Here is a 19,845-nt window from a genome sequence, read left to right as displayed (position 1 = left end):
CACACCCTGCGTTCCAGCACGGGCCGCGGACGCCGGCCCGGTGGGCAAGGGCGGTAGCCGGTGGGGGAGGCGAGGTGCTCGCAGACTCCGCCGAACTCGGGCAGCGCGACCGGGCATTCCTTCTCCAGGGCGGGGAAGAACTGTTTGGCCTGGGGGACTGCTGGGTGGTCTGCCAGGTGTAGCCGGGACTGCTGGCGAGGGCCCGGTGGCGGGCCCCGACACCCTGCGGAGGCGTTCGCATGACCTTGACCTCGGCCCACAGCACAGACGGCGTTCTCCTCGAAGGCCGGGCGCAGAGGCTGATCACGTCGGCCGCGTCCGTCGGCGAGCGGGCCCGCCGGGCAGACTCTGGTCGAGGAAGAGACGATCCTCGCCCGCGGGAGTGTGCAGCGGGTGCTCGGCCTCAGCGTCTCGCTGGCCGCGGTGTCCGGCCTCGACGAACGGCGCCTGGCGGTCATGCTCCGCGCCATTGCGCGCCTCGCAGGGAATGACACCCTCGCGGTGGGCACCCGCATCTGACTCTCGCCGCCCGCCCCGTGGCCGCCAGCGAAGAGGGCCGACCCGCCCCCGACCCAAGGGCGGGCCAGTGTCGGCTGTCCGTCCGTCCTCAGCACCCCAGTCGACATGATGGCGGCGGGCTCGGCTCGAACTGACGAACCCACCGCGCACCGCCTCTGTAGCCCGCCAAGTTGGGTGTCTGGCCATTCTGGTGATCGCCACGCGCCCGACGAGGACTGCAGCCGCCGCGTCCGCGCAGACGGGGTGATCCTCGCCCTGGCCTATTCAGTTTGCGACGTTGCCGCGCTGGTCCAGACCGCGGGCCGTCAGGACTTCGACGAGATGGCCCATGGGTCGTCGCAATGCTCAGGATCGGGCTGGTCGGGGTAGAGCATCTTTCGTACGCAGCGGTGCAGTCCCGTTTCGCCGGATCCGCCGGCAGCGGTCATCCAGGGCAGGGCGTCTATGGCGTGGGCGCGTTCGTCGGTGGCGAGGTCGTCGACGGCGGCGCGCAGGTCGTCGGGGACGGGTTCGTCGGTGAGGCAGAGCGAGCCGATCGCGGCGGCCAGCCGGACTTCGGGTGCCTGTGACCGGTGCCGCCACCGTTCGCGTATCCAGGCGATGGTCGGTGCGTGGGGGTGGGCTCGGGTGGCTTCGGCGGTGGCGAGGACCAGGGCGGCGCAGACGATCGGGTCCTGCTCGGTGGCGAGCCGGGCACGGAAGGAGGAGCGCACCGTCCCGTGGGGGTCTGCGGCGGTGGCCAGTGTGTAGGCGGCGTGGATGCGTATGGACGGATCGGGGGGAGTTGAGAAGGGGCTGGAGGAGGGTGATCGCGGCCCGGGCGGCGGCGACCGACCAGCCGGCGGGGTAGCCGGTCACCTCGACGCCGTAGTCGTCGTATGGATCGCTGTCCTGGGTGTCGGTGCGGTGGAGCAGCAGTTCGTCTCGGGAGGCCACGCCGAAGTAGCGGGCGCGTGCCGGGGCGGAGGCCTCTGCGAGCGCGCTGGCACGGTAGGGGTGGCGGGTATCGGCGGCGATGCGGATCAGGAACGGCACAGCCAGAGCGGCCGCGGCCGCATGTCGTTGGCGCACATACCAACCACAACGCGCCTTCCGGTGCGAGCGGACGAGTCGTTCACGTGCATCAGGTGAGCGGCTTCCCTGACACGATCTGCCCTCGGGAAGTGTTCCCAGGGGACTTGATCGAGCAGGAAGCCGTCCTTGACCTGGGGCCGGAGGGCGGCCACCGCTGCCCGAACGTCATATGGTCCGCCCGCGAACGAGGACAGTTCCGCCCCGTCCACCCATGCCGGGCACATCGCAAACGCCGGATCAGACCGCCATCCAAGAGGGGTGGGCCGGTCACTCCGGCCCGCCCCATCTCTCTTTGTCCACTGCCGGTGTGGTGACCGGCAGGTGAAGGCGCTGTGGAAGGGTTGAAACGCCCTGTCGACGCGCGTAGCACACTCCGTGGGCGGTGCGATTTCCTCAGGAACGCACATCTCCAACCCCCCACATTCCTCGGAGAGTTCATGTTCCGCCGCACCGCTTTCGGCCTGCCCACAGCCTCCCTGCTGATCCTCGGCATCTGCGCCGCGCCGGCTCTGGCAGAGCCTCCCGCACCCCCGTCGACCGCGACCGCACGCACCGAACTCGCCGCCCTGACCGTCGCCGCCCCGCACTCCATGGACGGCTACGCCCGCGACAAGTTCGACATCTGGTCCAGCCAGCCCGACGGCTGCACCACCCGCCAGGACGTCCTCGCCCGCGACGGCAAGAACATCCACGCCCAGCCGAACACCTGCCAGCCCGCCAGCGGCTCCTGGTACTCCGCCTACGACGACACCACCGTCACCGTCGTCGCCCAGGCCACCATCGACCACATGGTCCCCCTCGCCGAAGCCTGGCGTTCCGGCGCCGACACCTGGACCGCCGACCAGCGCAAAGCCTTCGGCAACGACCTCAAAGACCCCCAGCTCCTCATCGCCTCCGAGTCCTCCAACTCCTCCAAGTCCGACAGCGGCCCCGCCGACTGGAAACCCACCAACCATGCCTTCTGGTGCACCTACGCCAAGGACTACACCCACATCAAATCGGTCTGGAAGCTCACCACCACCGACGACGAGAAGACCGCCCTGTCCTCAATGATCGACACCTGCACCAACTGAGCGCGACCCGGACGGAGTACGGGCTTCCGGAAAGGCTCTGCCTGCCTCAGCGCAGATGCCCCTTGCTGAGCGCAGGCAGAGCCGGCCCGTAACGCAAGCACCCGTAGGGGAGTTGGCCCCGGCATGGACAATTACGATCACCTCGACCTCGACGAGATCGACTTTGCGCCGATGGACGACTGCACCCAGAGACTGGCCCTGCTGACACTGCAGGAAGCACATGATCTGCTCCAACTCCTGCTGACGATCGCCCAAGATGGGCATCCCCTCTCACCGCAAGCAGACCGGCTCGCACGGGAGATCGCTGCACGGATCCCGTCAGCGAACTGACCACCACGCCCTCGCCGGCATCCCGGCTTCGTGTACCGGGCCCCGGCCAGCAGCGAGCCTGGGGAATGCAGGCAGGAGCCGAGCTGTCCTTGTCCTCCAAGCACGTGGCTGGTGTCGGGGCGCAGACATGCTCAGTTCCGGCGGACTCACGTGGCCGGGATCTGCCCACCTAGTACCACGCGCCAGATTGAGCCGGTGCGGCCGCATTTGCGATACGCCGGACCGTGCTCCGTCCGTACGATCGCGCCGATGCACGAGGTGAGGACATCGCCACGGTGCACGTAGTGGTCAACCGGGCTGCTAGGCCTGGCCACCAGACCTTCGTTCCATGCCGGCCGCCGCACCGCGACCACCCGCGCGATCACCTTGTATCTCGGCGTGCACGAAACCGTGGCCGCCGCTGCCGGCGTTCTCGCTGAGGCGACCGCCGAAGCATCCAGGGCCCGCCAGCACGACAGTAACCAGGACAGCAGTCCCCAATGACGTCATGAATCGTCGCATCATGCCTGGACAACCATCGATGCGAACCGCCGATCGTTCCCGGCTCGGCTGCCGATGAGGTTCTGAGATATGTGGACCACCAGGTGCGGACTCTGGTGGACATCGATCCCGCGGTACGCCGTGACCTGCCCGACGCGGTGCACAAGATGCGCGTCACCTGTCGGCGACTGCGCAGCACCCTGCGCTCCTATCGGCTGGTGCTGGACCGCAAGGTCACCGATCCGATCCGCGAGGAGCTCAAGTGGCTCGGTGGCGAACTGGGAGCGGCACGCGACCAGGAGGTTCTGGTGAAAGAGCTCGGCTCGCGCATCAGGGCACTTCCCCGCGAGCTGGTCCTTGGGCGCGTCGGGACCCGGTTGCAGGAGTGGAACGTCACCCGTACCACCGAGGCGCGTCAGCGGACCCTGGATGCCCTGCGCTCACCTCGCTACCTGGAGCTTTTGAACTCCTTGACCGCGCTGGCGGAGCAGCCCCCGCTGGCTCGGAAAGCCGAACACAGTCCGGAGAAGGTGATGGTCAAGGCCATCCTCAAGGAGTACGAGCGGCTGGCTGGCCGGGTGGCGCACGCACTGGAACTGAGCCCGGGAACGGAACGCGATGAGGCTCTTCACCAGGCGCGCAAGGCGGCCAAGAAGACGCGGTACGCCACCGAACCGGCGCGTGCCGCAGTCGGGAAGCGCGCGAAGCGGCTCGGCAAGCGGGTAAAGGGCGTACAGAAGGTGCTGGGAGAGCATCAGGACAGCGTCGTCGCGCGGCCGGCCCTGCGGAATCTGGCGCTAGAGGCCCACGCGGCGCACGAACCCAGTTTCACCTGGGGTTTGTTGTACGGCCAGCAGCAAGACGTAGCAGCCAGGTGCGAACGGGAACTGCCAGATGTGTGGGCCCGCGCGTCGAAACCACGCTTGCGTAAGTGATCGGGTTTCGGTTTCAGAAGACCTCCGTGCCCGAGAGAGACGTTGGCTCCTGAACGCGCCATCCGTGCCCCGACGTTACGTTCGCCACCGGCCCAGTAGCTGGGACGGGGCCGTCGTGAGTTGGGCCGACGCCCGTCTGGCCGACCTGGGGGTCGCTGCGCTCGCCGACGGGAGCATGTCAGGGTCGCGCCTGTGACATTCGGGCGCCGGACGTCGCCGGATGACGGCGACAGGCGACCGCGGCCCTGCTGCGCCTGGCTGCGCTCCATCACGGGGAGCTTATCGGTCGCCTGGAACAGGGCCGGGCGCTCGTCGCCTAACGGGCGCCTGCGTGCCCGCAGTCACGGCGACGTAGCGCGAAGTGACATGTGATCCGTCAAATCGCCGTGCACTTTGATGTCATCGCCGGTCGGCGAAAGCGCTGCTGCCGAGGTGCTCGAGGAGGTCTGCGACATCGCGGTAGACCGCATCGGCGCCTGCCATCTCCAGGTCGGTCCGCGGGATACCGCCGGACAACACTGCCACAGACGTCACCCCGTCCCGGGCGGCGGCCTCCATGTCCCAGACGGTGTCGCCGACGAACACGGCCCGCCCGTTCGGGACGCCGACGAGATCTCTGGCCCGCGCGACGGGGTCGGGGGCGGGTTTGCCCGCCCGGACGTCGTCCGCGCTGGCCGCTCCGAGGATGACGTCGTCGGCGTCGATGGCGCGGCGCAGCGCGGCCAGCTCTGCGCCGCCCGCCGAGGTCGCCAGGACGATCTCCCAGCCGCGCCCGGCCAGCGCGCGCAGCAGCTCGCCCGCATCCTCCAGCGCGGGCAACCGGTCGAAGAAGGTGGCGTAGAGGGCGTGGTGGGCGGCTTTAAGCTGTCCGTCGTCCTCATGATCGCGGTCCTTTCCGAGCAAATGCTCGATGAGGTCGTCGCTGCTGAGACCGATAGCCCGGTGCACCTCGAGCATGGGTACGCGGTGTCCGGCCTGCCGGAAGGCCTCCCACCAGGTGACGACGTGCAGGTGATTGGTGTCGACCAGGGTTCCGTCGACATCGAAGATCGCGGCTCGCTTCGTGCTCATCGCGTGTCCTCACAGGTCACGGAGGGCGGGCAACAGCTTCTGCTCGGCCCAGTCCATGAAGGGCGGCTGGCGGTCTCCGCCGATCTGAACCAGCGCGACCTCAGTGAACCCCGCGTCGACGAACGGCTGTACGGCCTCGACCACATTCTCCACGTTGTCGCCGCACGGTATGGAGTCGGCCACGTCCTCGGAACGTACGAACCGGGTGGCGCCCGCGAACGAATCGGGTCCGGGGAGTTCTGAGTTGACCGGCCAGCCGCCGCCGAACCAGCGGAACTGGTCATGGGCACGGGCGATCGCCGCGTCCCGATCGATGTCGTAACAGATGGGAAGCTGGCCGACCTTGGGCTTGCCGGCTCCGCCGTGCCGGTCGAACGCCGAGGTCAGTTCCGGATCGGGTTCGGTGGCGATTAGGAGGTCGGCGAGGTGACCGGCGATCTCGCACGAGTGGTTGCCCGAGACGGCTATGCCGATCGGCGGTGGAGTGTCCGGCAGGTCGAAGAGCCGCGCGTTCTCCACGTCGAAGTGGACGCCGTGGTGGTTGACGTTGTCTCCGCCGAAGAGGGACCGGATGATCTCCACGGCTTCTTCCAGCATGTCGAGGCGGACGTGCGCTGCCGGCCATCCACCTCCCACCACATGCTCGTTGAGGTTCTCGCCGGAGCCGAGTCCGAGGCGAAAGCGCCCCTGGGACAGGAGTTGCAAGGTGGCAGCCTTCTGAGCGACGACCGCCGGGTGGTAGCGGGTCGTCGGACACGTCACGTACGTCATCAGCGGGATCCGTTCGGTGGCCTGCGCCGCCGCCCCGAGCACGCTCCACGCGTACGGGGCGTGTCCCTGGGACTCCAGCCACGGGAAGTAGTGGTCGGACGTGACGGAGAAGTCGAATCCGGCCCGCTCTGCGCGGACTACGTGGTCGACGAGTTCGCGTGGGCCGGCCTGCTCGGTCATCATCGTGTATCCGATCTGCACCATGTCGCTCTGCTCCTCTCCCGGGCGGAGTATTCGGCGCCCGTCGCGGTCGGCCCGTGAGACCAGCCCCGTGTTCTTCGATCCGGCGGCCGCCTGGCCACGAGGCGCGGGTCGACCTCGTAGCTCCGCTCTCGCGTCACACACCTGACCGGTCGCTACGGACGACGACGTCAGTCGGTCGCCTCGTCCGGCACCGGCTGCTCAGAGGGAGCGCTGCCGGACCGCGGGGCGCCCCTGCGGCCAGTGCCCGCCTCGTCCGTGTCGGGTACGTCGGCCTCCTGCTCCTTTGATTCCCTGCCTTCGCTCCCGCCACGGCGGTCCGCCCTGGGCTGGTTGCTCCCCGTGGGCTGCCCCGGTTCGCCGACGGCCAAGGGGTCCCCGTCGGGCGCGGCCAGCTGATCGGGAAGGTCTTTCGGTATGGGCTTGGGCATCGGCCCCTCACCGGTCCCGGGGCCATGCGGGCGGGGCTCGCTCACAGCGTCCTCATTTCCTCGCACGGGTGTGGCGTGACGCGCAAGTACCCCTCTCGTTCGTGATGATGCAGGTGACCGCCGGAACGCCCCGCATCCTGCCCGGCCCAGCGGTCCCGCGTGAGGACTACCGGCGCCGGTTCCCCGCTGCGCCTCCCTCCCACCGTGCATGGCCGCCATCTCGCAGGGCAGAGGAGGAACCGGCTCACGCACTACGGCGCGCGGACTACGACCACGCGGAGGCCATCTTGCGCGCGACAACGACATCCCTTTGGTCCGACAGGGTTGTGACCGGATGAGTGGGACGGCCGACTGCCGTGGTCGCAGCGGTCCTCGTCTGGCAAGTGGCGCTGTCGGCGCTCTGGCTCGTGCTCATCAGCACGGTCGATCTTTTGGAGGTGTTCGGCGGGCTAGCCAACGCGCTGGCGGCGCGCCGGGCGGTGAGCGGCCGGTGAACCCGTTGCTCGTGGGCACAGCCCTGGAAAGCCGGGGGCGGCTCGGCGGCCGGGTGCCCGTGACGATGACCGCGGTTCCGGCCGTACTGCTCGTCGGTGCGCTCGCGGCGGGTCTAGTCCCGGATTTCCCCACCCGGGTGGGCGAGACCTTCGAAGCCGCGAAGCCCCTCCACTGGACTCTCTCGGGCCTCGTCCTCGGCATCTCCTCGGCGGCACTCACGATGGCGCTCACTGCCCGCGGGCGTCCGCGGCCCGGCCCACCAGAAGCCGCACGCCTGGACGAGGCCACTCCGCCGCCTCCACTCGGGCACATTGGCGACTACGTGGCCTGGCTCCTGACGGGCATCACCTGGCTCGGCGCACTGGCCCTGCCGGGCGTTCTCGCCGGATGATCACAGGCAGGACACGGGACAGAAACGCCGACTGGCCGATCCAGAAACCGAAGGGAGGTTTCTGCTGTTTACAGCGCATTGCGAAATCGTCAGGGGGCACCCGTAGCAGCGGACCCCTGGAAAAGAGCCCTGGTGGCGGCCGTGCTGACGTGCACCCGAACACGGTGGCTTGTCATCCAAGCCAGCACGGATGAGCCATAGCCACGGCGCTGACGGATACTGCGTGACAGCGCGGGTTGGTTCCGTGAGTGACAGGACACCGTCAGAGATACGGCGCGCGGCGTACGGACAAGAGAAGGGTGCATGATCATGTCGGACGAACCGCTGAACGGACACCGTGTGTTGGTACTCGTCACCAATTACGGGGTTGAACAGGACGAGCTGCTGGTACCGATCCGCCGGCTCCGGGAGGACGGCGCAGACGTCACCATTGCAGCCGTGAAACCAGAACCCATCCAGACGCTCGTGGGTGACCGGGACCCCGGCGAGACGGTGGAACCTACCACCACGCTCGAGACGCTGGATCCCGGTGACCATCAGCTACTGCTGCTTCCTGGCGGCACCATCAACGCCGACCAGCTCCGGCTCCAGCCCAAAGCCGTGGACACGATCAAGGCGTTCGCGGCGTCGGGCCGTCCGATCGCCGCGATCTGCCACGGACCCTGGGCACTCGTCGAAGCCGACGTGCTGAACGGCAAGACCCTGACCTCCTATCCGTCGGTGCGCACCGATGCCCAGAACGCCGGTGCCAAGGCGTGGGTCGATGAAGCCGTCGTGAGTGACAGCGCGGAGGGCTACACACTGGTCACCTCCCGGACACCGAAGGACCTTGACGACTTCCTCGGCGCCGTCGGCAAGGCCCTGGTCGGCTCCTGAGCGAAGGAGCGCCGCCCCTACCCCCTTGAAGGTGACGAGAGCCAGCTCCCACGGCTGTCGGTGGGATCAGATAGCGGCCTACGTGGGTGGGTGGAGATCGCTGAGCCGCCAGCGGGTGGTGCCGATGGAGTTCTGTTCGGTGGGCGCCTTTCCCTTTCAGGCGGCCTTTGTCCCGACGGCGACGGGCGCCCACCGTGCTGCGGACGCACAGGTCGCTGGGCCGTGCTGGTTCCTCCTTAGAGCTCGTAACACGATCTTCAGCGAGTGTGCTGGTCGAGCGTGACCGGCGTGATGATCGGACCGTTGGTGGCCGTGTGAGTACTCGGCCGTGGATCGTGGACGATGACCTGTGGAAACTGATCGAGCCGCTGCTGCCGCCCTGGCCCGAGCGGTCACCGGGGCCGAAGCCGGTGGACGACCGGCTCTGCTTGCAGGGCATCCTGTACGTCCTGTACCAGGACATCGCCTGGCAACTCCTGCCGCTGGAGCTGGGGTTCGGCTCCGGCCAGACCTGCTGGCGGCGGCTGGATCGCTGGCAACAGGCCGGCGTCTTCGAGCAACTGCACCGGATCCTGCTGGCGAAGCTGAATGCGGCCGGCGAACTCGACTGGTCCCGCGCGTGCGTGGACGGCTCCCACGTCCGTGCGAAAAAGGGGGAACCGCAACCGGTCCGTCGCCGGTCGACCGGCGTAAGACGGGCAGCAAACACCACCTGATCTGTGACGGCAAGGGCACCCCGCTGCACGTCCACACCACCGCGGCGAACGTCAACGACATCACGCAGACTCTGGCCCTGGTCGACGGCATCCCACCGGTGGCCGGACGCCCCGGCCGCCCTCGCAGACGCCCCGACGCCGTGCTCGGCGACAGGGCGTATGACTCCAGGGCGGTGTGCCGCGAACTGCGCAGGCGCCGGATCCTGCCGGTGATCTCCCGCAAGGGCTCCCCGAACATCAAGGGCCTGGGCAAGCTCCGCTACGTCGTCGAGCAGACCTTCGCCCTGCTCCACCAGTTCAAACGCCTCGCCGTCCGCTGGGAACGACGCCTCGAACTCCACAACGCCTTCCTCTCGTTGGCCTGCAGCCTCATCTGCTGGCGACGCCTGAGGAAGACCCATTCCTGATCATGTAATGAGCTCTACGGGAGATCAGCGGCGTGATCCGGTGCTTGTGCCAGTTGCACCGCATTCTGCTCGAGAAACCGAACCCGGTCGGCGAGCTCAACTGGTCACACAAGATCCGCCCGTGCCTGGGCAGTGTCAGTCGCGAGCAGTGCACCGGCGCCGCGATTTTGGCCCGATGCCAGTTCACCTGCTGCCACTGGTCCTCGGCGGGTGTGTGCAGGACAGCACCCTGCACACACCCGCCACTCATGACAGGAGAGCACTTCTCCCGCGGATGCGCCTCACTTGGTGGCCGCGTCCAGTTCCTGGGCCATGATCAGTTTCCGTAGCTCCGGCAGGGTCTTCTTCGATGCCTGCTCGATGTAGAGGGTTCCGCCGGCCGGATGGTCCACGGTCACGGCGTAGACGGGGTCCACACCCTCAATCGCGTACACGGTTACCGGCTCCGAAGTCGCTTCCTGATCATCGTCGGTGGGAGTGTCGTCACATCCGGGGATGGCGCCTGTGCCCAGCCGTCTGCCCGCCCTGACGTCGTCGCTGTCGCCCTCGTCATCGGGATAAAGCCCGTGGCCGAGATAGGTGCGGCCCTCGTACTCGAGCAGGGCCACGCAGGAACTGTCTGCACCACCTTGCGTGGTGCCCGCACCAGCACAGGACGTGGACATGATCAGGGCCGCCGCCGCGAGCGCCGCCCGCAAGCTCACGGACCGCGCGAACCTTCTGCGCGTCGTCGAACTGACCGTCTGCTTGCCCGTCATGAACCGACCTCCCTCAGCTGCCGCTACCTGCGGCCTGCCGCACCTTCGACGCCACAAGGCCGCGAAAGGTTCGCTCGTTCTCCTGCGGCACGATGAGAGCTGTTGAACGATCCTCAGCAAGGGCGCCGACAGCTCCACCGGGTGGCCGGCAAACTTCGACGCTGCTGCCATCTGTCGAGCTCCGGCCCTGAGGGCGCGGCGCTATCCCGGCTTCCGGTCGTCAGGCCACACCTTGCCGCTGCGGCCAAGGCGTCAGCAGCGGTTCGCCCTGTGCCCCACACGTCGTCGTCCACGATCCGTGACCGAGTCGCCACACGCCATGAACGGCCAGATCATCACACCGATCCCGCTTGACCAGGACACCTCAGCAAGATCCTGTTACGAGTTCTTATTCGTCCGCCGACGACAGCGAGAGGAAGACATTTCTGTTTCCCCCTCGAGGCAAAGGGGTAGCCGGGCGATGCGCTTGGGACCGCAGGCGCTGCGGTCCCAAGTAATGAAGGCCGCAGTCCGCGTTTCCCTTGGTCTTCGAAGGACTGCCTTGTATCCGTTCATCTCGGTTTCTCTGCGGCAGACGGATCCGTTCCCTTTCACATATCTGGTGCATCGCGCCCGGCTCATTTCGGACGGTCAGCCGCCGGTGACCATGGATGTGATGTTTCAGTATTCGGTAGAGCAGGCTTTTGCCATCGTGATGACCCTGCACGCGTCCGGTGTCGAAGCGCAGTGGAATCTCTCCCGCGAGCAGATAGTCATGGGCCTGCGTTGGCATGACGGTTGGGGTGATGTGGTGGTGTGGCCGGTGGCCCGCTCCCGGGGCGACAGTGTGATCTGCATTCGGTTGGGGCCAGCATCGAACCATGTGGTGGTGGAGGTCAGCAGGACTGTCCTTGCCCCGTGGCTCAAGGAGACTTTTCGTCTGATCCCTCACGGATCCGAGGCGCAGTACCTGCGCATGGACCAAGTGATCGACTGCATCCTCGGCACGGAGGAATGAGTTCTCCCCGTTGAGGTCCGGATGCTGCACCCGCACGTCCTGCGGGCCTCCAGGGATCTGTCAGTGCAAGGCATGTTGGTTGGCCGGTCTAACGGGCACTCCGGAGAAAGGCCGATCAGGTGGCCTTCCCCTAGGGGGCCGACTCGGTCAAGGTTCCCCCGGTCCGGATTCATGTGCTGGGGGAACCGTGCCATCATGCCGATGCCAGACGACTGCCTTGACCTGGCAGCAGCACGGTTCGGTTGTCCCGCGCCAGACTGGTCAGCCTTCTGCCGCAGTGGTGCGGGTGCCTTCTTCTCCCACATCTGTCCGGCCTAGGCCGCCGTAGCGTGCGCGTGTCCCGCAGCCTGGGCGGACTTGTCCTTGACCCCACGCGGAGCTGTCCTGAAGCCGAGAGACGACCTTTGTGACGTGAGTCTTCAGTCCACCGGCTTTGACAGCCTGCCTGGTCCTTCAGCTCGTCGGGTCTTCTGCCGGACACGAGTCTTGACATCGATCTTGCCCGCGAAAGCCTGGACGGTGTGCCCGAATTCCTGACGGGTCTGTTCGACCTGTTCGCGGAGCTGGCCAGGGCCGACGGCGTTCTGCTGGTCAGCGGGTGTTCGAGTCACCGATGTGCGCTCCTCTTGATCTCGGCCACGTCGGCCTTGACGTTCTCGATCGTGCTCTCGGGCGTGAGGGGCGCTGCCTTGGTGATCTGCTTCTTGCCCCCCAGCGCCAGGACCGCGGCGATGACGCCGAGAGCAGCGGTGACGATGAGCGCTGCGGCCCACACAGGCAATGCCAGGGCCAGGGCCGCGATGACAGCGGCGACCAAGGCCTGCAGCATCAGAAGGCCAGCCAAGGAGGCGCCGCCGAACAGGCCCCCGCTCTTGCCGTAGCGCTTGCCCTTCTGCGTCATCTCCGCCTGCGCCAACTTCATCTCGCCCCGCACGAGCTCGGTCAGCTGTCGTGACGCCTGCTGCACCAGCTCGCCCACCGGCTCGTGGCTCGCGCCGTTCGTGAGCGGGCCCGAACCAGGACCGTGCGGTTGTGTACTCGACACGCGATCACCTCCTGCTCGTCTTCGTGCCGCTCGGCCGGATCGCACCGCCGCGCCCGGCCAGCAGGGCGCGAGTACCCCCGAACCGCAGGGAAAACGATCTGCTGGAGCAGTGAATTCAGGGAGCTTCACGCAGTGCTACATCGAGCCGAGAGCTGCAGGATGAGCCAGGTACTGCCCATCCCGATGAGGGTGCTGGCGGCGACGGCAGCGGAGCAGTGGGCTCCAAACTGGACCCGCTCGACGGCCAGCAGGATGGCCGACCCCTCACCTCGCCGTTCTTCGTGGGCGGTCCGGGCCGGTCAACCCACCACTCACCTGTGCGAGGGTAAGCGCCCTGAGCCCCGTAACTGCGGACCTTCGTCCGCGGCGGCTGCCGCCATCGCGAGGGCCGAGCTGCATCACACCCTGCAGCTCTCCGCTGATTCCTCCAGTGCCTACAACAGATGGGCAGACGCAGACGCCACACGGAAGGTGGCCTGCTGCGTCAGGTGACGATCCACATCACGTACCGCTGCCAGAAATCTCATGAGGTTGAGGTACGCGCCCACCACAGCATGTGCGTGATCATTTTTCGCCGTCGTCGAGGCGGCGTAGGTCCTCCGCGTCCCACTTGCGGGTGTCGCGCGGCTCGGTGTAGGGCTCTGCATCGGGCGGCAAACCGCCGGCGACGGCGCGCTGGCGCATGGCCTCAGCGTCGAATTCCAGGCCCAGGAGGACGGCCAGGTTGCTGATCCACAGCCATACCAGGAAGACGATGACACCCGCCATCGTGCCGTAGGTCTTGTTGTTCGAGGCGAAGTTGGCGACGTAGAACGCGAATCCGGCGGAGGCGATCATCCAGATCAGCAGAGCAAGCAGGCTCCCTGGGGTGATCCACTTGAACCCTTTGACCTTGGCGTTCGGGCTGGCCCAGTACAGGATCGCGATCATTACGGTGACCAGCAGCACCAGGACGGGCCACTTGGCGATCGACCACACGGTCAGCGCGGTGTCCCCGATGCCCAGCGCGGCGCCGACTTGGCGGGCCACGCCGCCGGTGAAGACCACGATCAGTGCGCTGACCACCGCCAGCACCATCAGGACGACCGTCACGCCGACGCGCACGGGGAGGATCTTCCACATGGGACGGCCCTCTGGCATGTCGTAGACGGCGTTCGCGGCGCGGATGAAGGCCGCGACGTAGCCGGAGGCCGACCATAGCGCCACCACCAGGCCGACGACGGCCACAACGGATCCGATTCCCGCGTTGCCCTGCAGCTGCTCCACGGCGTTGGTGAGGATGTTGCGAGCCGAGCCGGGGGTGAGCTGTTGCAGGTTCTCCAGGACCTTGTCCGTGGTCGACCTGCCGGTGATGCCCAGCAGGGAGACCAGGACGAGCAGGGCGGGGAACAGGACGAGAACACTGTAGTACGTCAAGGCCGCCGCGCGATCGGTCAGTTCGTCCTTCTGGAATTCCCGCAGGCTTCCGGTGAACACCTTGCCCCACGCCCGCCGGGGCAACTGCGTCGGTGCGTCCGGCGCCCGCTCCTCCACCTCGGGCCCGGGCCCGGCCTCCTCAGGGGTTGGCACGTCATCGACACTGTTTTGCTCTTACGCCCCGCCGGGCTGAATTTTGTCATTGCAACCGAGTACCCAAGCTCACGACCATGAGCAGTAAATCGCCCGGTCATACACGCGCGGGAGCACCAAGTGTACGGACTGCGCCGTTGAGACCCGGTGGAGTGATCCTTCCGGGCCACAGTGGTTCCGCACGACCCCGATCAAATTAATTTAGTTCCCGTAAATACGTTTCTTTGGCTTTGAGTGGGCTACGTGGAAATGGAAGCGATCAGGGCGCGCAGGAGGCAGCATGCGACGCGAACGCCACGCTGGTCGCGCACCTGTCCGAGGAAGGCAAGCCGGTCCTGGACGCTTTCGTCAACGATGTCTCCAAGGTTCCGGCGGGCAGGGCTCGTCTGACGGTGCGGCACGTGGCTGCCGCCCCGGCCGTCGATGTGCGAGCGGGTAAGAAGACAACAGGGACGGCTGCTGGTCGGGAAGGGGAAGGCGGCCCTCGGAGGGTGAGTGGGCGCCCGTCCGCAACGCCAGCCCACATCAGCGAGCACGCCGGTGCCACGTGGATTTGGCACAGAGGTGAGGGCCCGAAGTGGATTCTCAGGGCTTCGGACCCTCGATCGGCGCACAGTTTCGAGAGCGTTGATAGCCCGTGCGCCGATCCGCTCAACGACGGAACGTCAGGTACGACACGATGCACCAACCTTTGCGGGGGCAGACGAATGGGTTCTTGCCGGTGGTGACTGCCTGCGGGCGAGTTGCCGTCCTTGCGGCAGACGGCTGCGGGACGATTCAGGCGTCACGTCGCCTCTCGCCTTCAAATTTGGCGAAGGTGGCTCTCTGCCGCTGTGGTCAGCGACGGCAGGAGGCGGTCGCCTCTCCACGTAGAGGCGGCCGCCTGCAAGCAGCAGGGAGATTCTCGATGGCCCTATCCATCCTTGATCTTGCCTGGGCATCCCCGGCTTCAGCCGGGTAGGGAAAGGTATCCTTGGACCGCAGCGCGTAGGGCCGGAGTTCGTTACGTGTCTGCGGCGACGGTTATTGGGCCGCTTTGACCCTCGATATCCTGGCAGACCATTCTCCCTATCGACGGCAGCCCTGGGACACCCTCGCTGTGACCTCCTCCATCACCGGCGGCCGTCTCGAAAACGCCGTCGGCGCCGGTCAGGTACCTGACCGGCGCCACCGCCCACGACGTTGCCCGGCGTCTGGATACCGGCCGCGAGAAGTGTCTTCTCTCGCCCGGACTAACCGTGGGAAGGGCCTGCTGCCGGCCGAGACCCTGTCCTATCTCGGAGTGGAACCGAACCTGCAAGGCGGATGTCAGCGACTGCTCCACGCCCTTGCCGCGACGGTGTTAGCGCAGGACCTGGCCGGTATTGTGCGGGTCGTCCTAGAGTTTCCGAAGGCCGCTGAGCACTTTTTCGAGGAGCGTCACGTCGGGCCTTCCCCCATTGGCGTCGTCCCCGTGGGGCTGGTGCACTGTCACGAGCCTCGCCTCCGCGAGATCCGCCACGAGGATTCGGGCGACTCCCAGCGGGATGGCAAGGTGTGCGGAGATTTCCGCGACCGACTTGACCTCTTGGCAGAGAAGGCATATCCGATACGCCTCCGGTGTTTGGGTACGAGGCTCCCAGAGCTCTGTTCTGGTGCTAACCAACGCCTCGATGGCGAGGTGGTGGCTCGGGCGGGTGCGGCCTCCAGTCATGGAGTAGGGCCGAACGAGGGCGGAGGGCTTGGCGCGGCTGCCCGTTGCCACTTGGGATCGAGGGTCTTGAGCCGCGGGCGGTGCAGGACGGTGTGTCCTGTACGGATCGTCTCCAGGGGGCCTCGTCACGTTACTGCTCCATTCGGTTGGCGCACCCGAGGACATTGGGTACCGGAAACGGCCAACTGCCCATGTCGGCAGAAGGTACGCGTTAACGAATCACACAGTCCGATCCTGCACAGCGTGCGCCGCGCCGCACAGAGCACGGTCCCCAAGCGTAGCCCTCGCCGTAATCGATTACGAGTCGATTCGCGAGGAAGGACGTTACTCGTTGCTATATGGCCCTGGTGATCAGGTGAGTGCCGATGCCTGATGCGCACCAAGGGAGTCCATGCCTGCGCGTCCATCTTGCATGCCCTCCTGCCTGCAGCCGGATCGCGCGCCACCTGAGCATCCTGGGCTGTGGGCGCCCCCCGGCCCTGACAGGGTGGCCTGCCGCGTGGCTCCTACTCTCCGCGGTCGCGCTCGCGGTGATCGCGTTCGGGGCTGTGCTGTAGCGGCCGGCCGGTACCGGCTGCGAGCATCCGCGGCAGGTTGCCTTGCCGGCCATGCCATTCACTGAGTCCGAACGGCTTCTTGTGCGTACTTCTGTTCGTCTGCCTCAGGGCGACGCCGACGGACAAAGCACGGGCAGGAGAAATGGTGCAGTCTTCGCGAAACGTGATGGGAACACTCTTCGTGGGTGGTGCTCTGACCCTGACACTGGCAGCCCTCGCCTACCCGGCGATGCTCGGCCTGGACAACGCCTCGACCTCGAACGACCGCATCATCGCCAACACACAATGGGGACCGCTGACAGAGAGCGAACGCGACTTCGTGGTCAAGGTACGCGCAGCCGGCCTCTGGGAGCACCCGCTCGGATTGATCGGCCTGCAAAAGGGGCAGAGCAAGGCCGTCAAGACCGCCAGCCAGCACCTTGTCGACGGGCATGCAGCCCTCGATGCCAGCTGCCGCAAGATCGCACCGATGCTGAACATCACGCTCCCCAACGTGGCCAGCCCCCAGCAGCAGGGGTTCGTCACCCAGCTCAAGGCCGAGTCGGGGCGGCAGTTCGACATCGACTTCGCCAACATCCTGCGGATGACCCACGGTTCCATCTTCAACGCGATCGCCAAGATCCGCTCGACCACCAAGAACACGCTGATCCGTGAACTGGCTAACCAGGCGAACAACACTGTGCTCGACCACATCACCGTGATGGAGAAGACCGGCCTCGTCGACTTCGACACCACCGTCTTCAACCAGACGACTCCGCCCAAGCTGCCCAAGACCGACATGACCCCGCCGGCGCCGGTGCCTGGTCAGCCCCAGGTTGTTCTCAATCCACCGCCCAACCCCACCTCCACACCCATAGACCTGAGCGCCGCCCTCAACGGAACGGGAACGAACGGCGGGTAGTCGGCGGACCAGTCCCGCGGTCGTAGCCCATTGGGGATTCCCGAGTTCTTCGTCAGCGGACCGGAAGTCGACTCGACGCGAGGCCCGCCGAGCTAACTCACCCCCACTGGAGCTCGGGCCCCCGAAGGAAGACCGGATCAAGACGCTTGAGTGTCACCGGATAGTGAGGGTCGTGGGACCGGTCTGAGCGGTTCTCGGTCGGTTGCCGCTGGGCTTCTTGGTGTTGGTCAGGCCGGCGTTGCCGTCGTAATGGGCGAGCAGTCGCCGGTCCATGACACGGCGCCACAGGGGTGGGACCCAGGCGAGGACGATCATCGCTGCGTAGCCGGCGGGGAGCTGCGGGGCCTCGTCGAAGTGGCGCAGGGTCTGGTAGCGGCGCAGAGGGTTGGCGTGGTGGTCGGAATGCCGCTGGAGTTGGAAGAGGAAGAGGTTGCTGACGGTGTTGTTGCTGTTCCAGCTGTGCCGGGGGGCGACTCGCTCGTAGCGGCCGTCTGGGCGCCGCTGGCGCAGCAGGCCGTAGTGTTCGAGGTAGTTGACCGATTCCAGCAGGCCGACACCGAGCGCCGCCTGCAGGGTTAGATAGGGCAGTACCACGAGGCCGAACGCTGTGCTGAGGGCCGCGAAAACAGTCACCGACAGTGCCCAGGCGGACAGGATGTCGTTGTGCCTGCTCCACGTAGGCCGGCCTCGGCGTTGAAGGCGGCGTCGTTCCAGCGACCAGGCGGAGTTCAGGCTGCCGATAATTGTACGGGGCAGAAAGGTCCAGAAGCCTTCGCCCATGCGGGAGCTGGCGGGATCTTCCGGTGTCGCGACACGTACGTGGTGACCGTGGTTGTGTTCGACGTAGAAGTGCCCGTAGCAGCTTTGGGCCAGTGCCAGGCGGCTGAGCCGTCGCTCCACCCGCTCGCGTTTGTGGCCGAGTTCGTGGGCTGTGTTGATGGCCACGCCCGCCACCACCCCGGTGGTTGCGGCCAGCCCGATCGAGGCGAAGATACCGAGACCCCTGCTGGACCACTGGGCACATGCCCAGAACAGGGACGCGAACTGCAGCGGCAAATACAGATAGGTACACCAGCGGTAATATCGGTCCCGTTCCAGGCGTTCCATGATCGCTTCAGGCGGATTTTTCCCATCCGCACCGGTGGCCAGATCGAACAACGGCACCAGCACGAAGGCGAAGAACGGCCCCCACCACCAGAACGCCGTCACCCCGGTGAGGTGCACCAGGGCCCCTGCCTGCCAAGGCAGGGTCGGAACAGCGAGTGCCAAAGGCCACCACAGACGCTTGGGGTCCCGCCAGCGAACGCCCTCAGCAGCCTGGCTCATCGCGCCCACTCCTTCATGGTGAGATCCGCGTGCTTCCGCCTCTGCCGACCGGGTGGAGGCGGAAGCACGCGGTGGGGGCCCTCAGACTGGCAGGCGACTGAACGGCTGACAAAGCCAGCACAGTGTAAATATTCTGACTACCTATCAAGAGTGGTAGAGGGCGGAGTGATGTGATGCAGCAGGCAGTCGGCTCTGGGCAGCAAGCTCGGCCGCCCGAAGGACAGTTGGCGCAGGCCGCACAACTTCCAGATCCCCCTCGTGTCGCCTGGCGCAAGGAGATGCGCCAGCGTGTGCTCGATGAGGCGTGGGCCCTTGCTGCGGAGAACGGATGGGACCGGGTGCGGGTCGCCGACCTCGCCCAACGAGCCGATGTCTCCCGCCCCTCGATCTACGCCGAATTCGGCGACCGCGCGGGAGTAGGGCACGCCCTGGTACACCGGGAGTCAGACCGCTTCCTCACCGGCTTGGGGGATGTGCTGGAGCGCCATCGCACTCACGTGGGCTTCGCACTCCAGGCAGGCGTCGGACACGTTCTGGCTGAGGCCGAACGCGATCCGTTCATCAAAGCCGTCCTCAGCGCCGCCCGCGGGGGAACCGACGCCCTCCTACCCTTCCTTACCAGCCGTCCCGAACCGATCCTCACCGCCGCTTGGACCTTGGTCTCCACGTGGCTGGACGACGTCCTGCCGCAAGTGGAGGAGGGCCGGCGTGCCGAGGCCGCCGACCTCTTGGTGCGCCTCAGCATCAGCCACATGCTGCTGCCGCTCCCCGAGCCCGGCACTGCGCCGGCCCGACTGGCACGGGCGGCCTGCGCAGTGCTGGGGATCAGACCGCAGGAGTAGGTTCGCAGCAATTAGTCGGCGCCGGGCCGCAAGGCCAGGCTGCATCGGCGCGACCTGGGCGCTGCGTGGGTGCGGCACAGGGGTGAGGGCCCGAAGCGGGCTCCTCCGTGCTTCGAGCCCTGGAATGGGCGCGCGGGTCTCAAGAGCGTCGATGTCCCGCGCCGATCCGTTCAACGATGTGAGGCTCTGCCCTATACCGCCTCGTTCACTGTCCGTGCCCCATTGTGCAAGGGTGTGCCATTTGCCGTCGGACATGGCGAGTGCTTCACCGGCTGTGAGGCCGTAGGTGTCGGCGTCGAGCAGGAGGCGTACCGGTGCGTCGTCGCGGCTGGCGAGGTCGCGCACGATCCGGGCGATGATCTCAGGTTCGGGGGCTCGCGCCCGACA

General features: G+C 66.8%; 20 protein-coding genes and 1 pseudogene. 12 read left to right on the top strand and 9 right to left on the bottom strand.

Annotated features, from left to right (window positions below; genetic code table 11):
• The first annotated feature begins 393 nt into the window (after nt 1–393).
• Nucleotides 394–519, top strand: coding sequence for a hypothetical protein (locus ACFRIC_RS40080; RefSeq protein ID WP_382796760.1), 126 nt, complete (start codon nt 394–396; stop codon nt 517–519).
• Nucleotides 520–824: 305 nt separating this feature from the next.
• Here the strand turns inward: ACFRIC_RS40080 and ACFRIC_RS40075 are convergent, their stop codons facing one another.
• Nucleotides 825–1,232, bottom strand: coding sequence for a hypothetical protein (locus ACFRIC_RS40075; RefSeq protein ID WP_382796758.1), 408 nt, complete (start codon nt 1,230–1,232; stop codon nt 825–827).
• Between the two features lie 798 nt (nt 1,233–2,030).
• On the opposite strand from ACFRIC_RS40075, the gene ACFRIC_RS40070 reads away from it, so the two are divergent.
• From ACFRIC_RS40070 to ACFRIC_RS40060, 3 genes are all read left to right on the top strand, one after another.
• Nucleotides 2,031–2,666, top strand: coding sequence for a DUF1524 domain-containing protein (locus ACFRIC_RS40070; protein ID WP_382796756.1), 636 nt, complete (start codon nt 2,031–2,033; stop codon nt 2,664–2,666).
• A gap of 123 nt (nt 2,667–2,789) precedes the next feature.
• Nucleotides 2,790–2,996 carry a DUF6417 family protein gene (locus tag ACFRIC_RS40065; RefSeq protein WP_382796754.1) on the top strand — a complete coding sequence of 69 codons (207 nt, stop codon included), beginning with the start codon at nt 2,790–2,792 and terminating at the stop codon, nt 2,994–2,996.
• Nucleotides 2,997–3,568: 572 nt separating this feature from the next.
• On the top strand, nt 3,569–4,411 hold the full coding sequence (locus ACFRIC_RS40060; RefSeq protein ID WP_382796753.1) for a CHAD domain-containing protein: 843 nt from the start codon (nt 3,569–3,571) through the stop codon (nt 4,409–4,411).
• A 399-nt stretch (nt 4,412–4,810) separates the two neighbouring features.
• Here the strand turns inward: ACFRIC_RS40060 and ACFRIC_RS40055 are convergent, their stop codons facing one another.
• Nucleotides 4,811–5,482 carry an HAD family hydrolase gene (locus ACFRIC_RS40055; RefSeq protein WP_382796751.1) on the bottom strand — a complete coding sequence of 224 codons (672 nt, stop codon included), beginning with the start codon at nt 5,480–5,482 and terminating at the stop codon, nt 4,811–4,813.
• 9 nt (nt 5,483–5,491) lie between these two features.
• Complete coding sequence (locus ACFRIC_RS40050) at nt 5,492–6,457, bottom strand: LLM class F420-dependent oxidoreductase (RefSeq protein ID WP_382796749.1); 966 nt, start codon at nt 6,455–6,457, stop codon at nt 5,492–5,494.
• Nucleotides 6,458–7,241: 784 nt separating this feature from the next.
• Between ACFRIC_RS40050 and ACFRIC_RS40045 the strand changes: the two genes are divergently transcribed.
• The 4 genes from ACFRIC_RS40045 (at nt 7,242) to ACFRIC_RS40030 (ending at nt 9,770) form a co-directional block, all read left to right on the top strand.
• Nucleotides 7,242–7,379: a hypothetical protein gene (locus tag ACFRIC_RS40045; RefSeq protein WP_382796748.1), complete on the top strand. Its 138-nt coding sequence runs from the start codon at nt 7,242–7,244 to the stop codon at nt 7,377–7,379.
• Nucleotides 7,376–7,771, top strand: a complete 396-nt coding sequence (locus tag ACFRIC_RS40040; protein WP_382796747.1) for a hypothetical protein — start codon at nt 7,376–7,378, stop codon at nt 7,769–7,771. The genes ACFRIC_RS40045 and ACFRIC_RS40040 overlap by 4 nt, the downstream gene beginning before the upstream one ends.
• A 309-nt stretch (nt 7,772–8,080) precedes the next feature.
• The gene (locus tag ACFRIC_RS40035; RefSeq protein ID WP_382796804.1) at nt 8,081–8,647 is read left to right on the top strand and encodes a type 1 glutamine amidotransferase domain-containing protein; all 567 of its coding nucleotides are present in this window, start codon (nt 8,081–8,083) and stop codon (nt 8,645–8,647) included.
• Between the two features lie 332 nt (nt 8,648–8,979).
• Nucleotides 8,980–9,770 (top strand): IS5 family transposase gene (locus ACFRIC_RS40030; protein WP_382796802.1). Its coding sequence is split into 2 segments (ribosomal slippage): nt 8,980–9,295 and nt 9,295–9,770, totalling 792 coding nucleotides; the frame shifts between segments, so codons are not numbered across the junction.
• Nucleotides 9,771–10,051: 281 nt separating this feature from the next.
• On the opposite strand, the gene ACFRIC_RS40025 is transcribed toward ACFRIC_RS40030, so the two are convergent.
• Complete coding sequence (locus ACFRIC_RS40025) at nt 10,052–10,528, bottom strand: DUF6281 family protein (protein WP_382796745.1); 477 nt, start codon at nt 10,526–10,528, stop codon at nt 10,052–10,054.
• A gap of 541 nt (nt 10,529–11,069) precedes the next feature.
• Here ACFRIC_RS40025 and ACFRIC_RS40020 point away from each other — a divergent pair.
• Nucleotides 11,070–11,525 (top strand): SsgA family sporulation/cell division regulator, encoded by a 456-nt coding sequence (locus ACFRIC_RS40020; RefSeq protein ID WP_382796743.1) that lies wholly within the window; start codon nt 11,070–11,072, stop codon nt 11,523–11,525.
• A gap of 419 nt (nt 11,526–11,944) precedes the next feature.
• Here the strand turns inward: ACFRIC_RS40020 and ACFRIC_RS40015 are convergent, their stop codons facing one another.
• The 3 genes from ACFRIC_RS40015 to ACFRIC_RS40005 all read right to left on the bottom strand — a co-directional run bounded on the left by ACFRIC_RS40015 (nt 11,945) and on the right by ACFRIC_RS40005 (nt 14,139).
• Nucleotides 11,945–12,136 carry a DUF3618 domain-containing protein gene (locus ACFRIC_RS40015; RefSeq protein WP_382796741.1) on the bottom strand — a complete coding sequence of 64 codons (192 nt, stop codon included), beginning with the start codon at nt 12,134–12,136 and terminating at the stop codon, nt 11,945–11,947.
• Complete coding sequence (locus tag ACFRIC_RS40010; RefSeq protein WP_382796800.1) at nt 12,133–12,504, bottom strand: phage holin family protein; 372 nt, start codon at nt 12,502–12,504, stop codon at nt 12,133–12,135. The genes ACFRIC_RS40015 and ACFRIC_RS40010 overlap by 4 nt, the downstream gene beginning before the upstream one ends.
• Nucleotides 12,505–13,134: 630 nt before the next feature.
• The gene (locus ACFRIC_RS40005; RefSeq protein ID WP_382796740.1) at nt 13,135–14,139 is read right to left on the bottom strand and encodes a YihY/virulence factor BrkB family protein; all 1,005 of its coding nucleotides are present in this window, start codon (nt 14,137–14,139) and stop codon (nt 13,135–13,137) included.
• 287 nt (nt 14,140–14,426) lie between these two features.
• Here ACFRIC_RS40005 and ACFRIC_RS40000 point away from each other — a divergent pair.
• Nucleotides 14,427–14,576: pseudogene (locus ACFRIC_RS40000) on the top strand (DUF4397 domain-containing protein); the annotation flags it as partial.
• A gap of 941 nt (nt 14,577–15,517) precedes the next feature.
• Here the strand turns inward: ACFRIC_RS40000 and ACFRIC_RS39995 are convergent.
• Nucleotides 15,518–15,997, bottom strand: coding sequence for a DUF742 domain-containing protein (locus ACFRIC_RS39995; RefSeq protein ID WP_382796738.1), 480 nt, complete (start codon nt 15,995–15,997; stop codon nt 15,518–15,520).
• Nucleotides 15,998–16,531: 534 nt separating this feature from the next.
• Here ACFRIC_RS39995 and ACFRIC_RS39990 point away from each other — a divergent pair.
• Nucleotides 16,532–17,290 (top strand): DUF4142 domain-containing protein, encoded by a 759-nt coding sequence (locus ACFRIC_RS39990; RefSeq protein WP_382796736.1) that lies wholly within the window; start codon nt 16,532–16,534, stop codon nt 17,288–17,290.
• 153 nt (nt 17,291–17,443) lie between these two features.
• On the opposite strand, the gene ACFRIC_RS39985 is transcribed toward ACFRIC_RS39990, so the two are convergent.
• On the bottom strand, nt 17,444–18,616 hold the full coding sequence (locus ACFRIC_RS39985; protein WP_382796734.1) for an alkane 1-monooxygenase: 1,173 nt from the start codon (nt 18,614–18,616) through the stop codon (nt 17,444–17,446).
• Between the two features lie 278 nt (nt 18,617–18,894).
• On the opposite strand from ACFRIC_RS39985, the gene ACFRIC_RS39980 reads away from it, so the two are divergent.
• Entirely contained in the window at nt 18,895–19,458 is a 564-nt protein-coding gene (locus ACFRIC_RS39980) for a TetR family transcriptional regulator (protein WP_382796733.1), read from the top strand.
• Nucleotides 19,459–19,845 lie beyond the last annotated feature (387 nt).

It is taken from the genome of Streptomyces sp. NPDC056738, assembly GCF_042790435.1.
Lineage (GTDB): Bacteria > Actinomycetota > Actinomycetes > Streptomycetales > Streptomycetaceae > Streptomyces.
Note: the sequence above shows the minus strand (reverse complement) of the source record. Positions and strands in the feature narration are given on the sequence as shown.

Bases quoted from the DNA above. Each gene is read 5' to 3' on its own strand.
- ACFRIC_RS40070 (WP_382796756.1), top strand. From the start codon at position 2,031: ATGTTCCGCCGCACCGCTTTCGGCCTGCCCACAGCCTCCCTGCTGATC.
- ACFRIC_RS40065 (WP_382796754.1), top strand. From the start codon at position 2,790: ATGGACAATTACGATCACCTCGACCTCGACGAGATCGACTTTGCGCCG.
- ACFRIC_RS40055 (WP_382796751.1), bottom strand. From the start codon at position 5,482: ATGAGCACGAAGCGAGCCGCGATCTTCGATGTCGACGGAACCCTGGTC.
- ACFRIC_RS40050 (WP_382796749.1), bottom strand. From the start codon at position 6,457: ATGGTGCAGATCGGATACACGATGATGACCGAGCAGGCCGGCCCACGC.
- ACFRIC_RS40035 (WP_382796804.1), top strand. From the start codon at position 8,081: ATGTCGGACGAACCGCTGAACGGACACCGTGTGTTGGTACTCGTCACC.
- ACFRIC_RS40025 (WP_382796745.1), bottom strand. From the start codon at position 10,528: ATGACGGGCAAGCAGACGGTCAGTTCGACGACGCGCAGAAGGTTCGCG.
- ACFRIC_RS39995 (WP_382796738.1), bottom strand. From the start codon at position 15,997: ATGTCCTCGGGTGCGCCAACCGAATGGAGCAGTAACGTGACGAGGCCC.
- ACFRIC_RS39990 (WP_382796736.1), top strand. From the start codon at position 16,532: ATGGTGCAGTCTTCGCGAAACGTGATGGGAACACTCTTCGTGGGTGGT.
- ACFRIC_RS39985 (WP_382796734.1), bottom strand. From the start codon at position 18,616: ATGAGCCAGGCTGCTGAGGGCGTTCGCTGGCGGGACCCCAAGCGTCTG.
- ACFRIC_RS39980 (WP_382796733.1), top strand. From the start codon at position 18,895: ATGCGCCAGCGTGTGCTCGATGAGGCGTGGGCCCTTGCTGCGGAGAAC.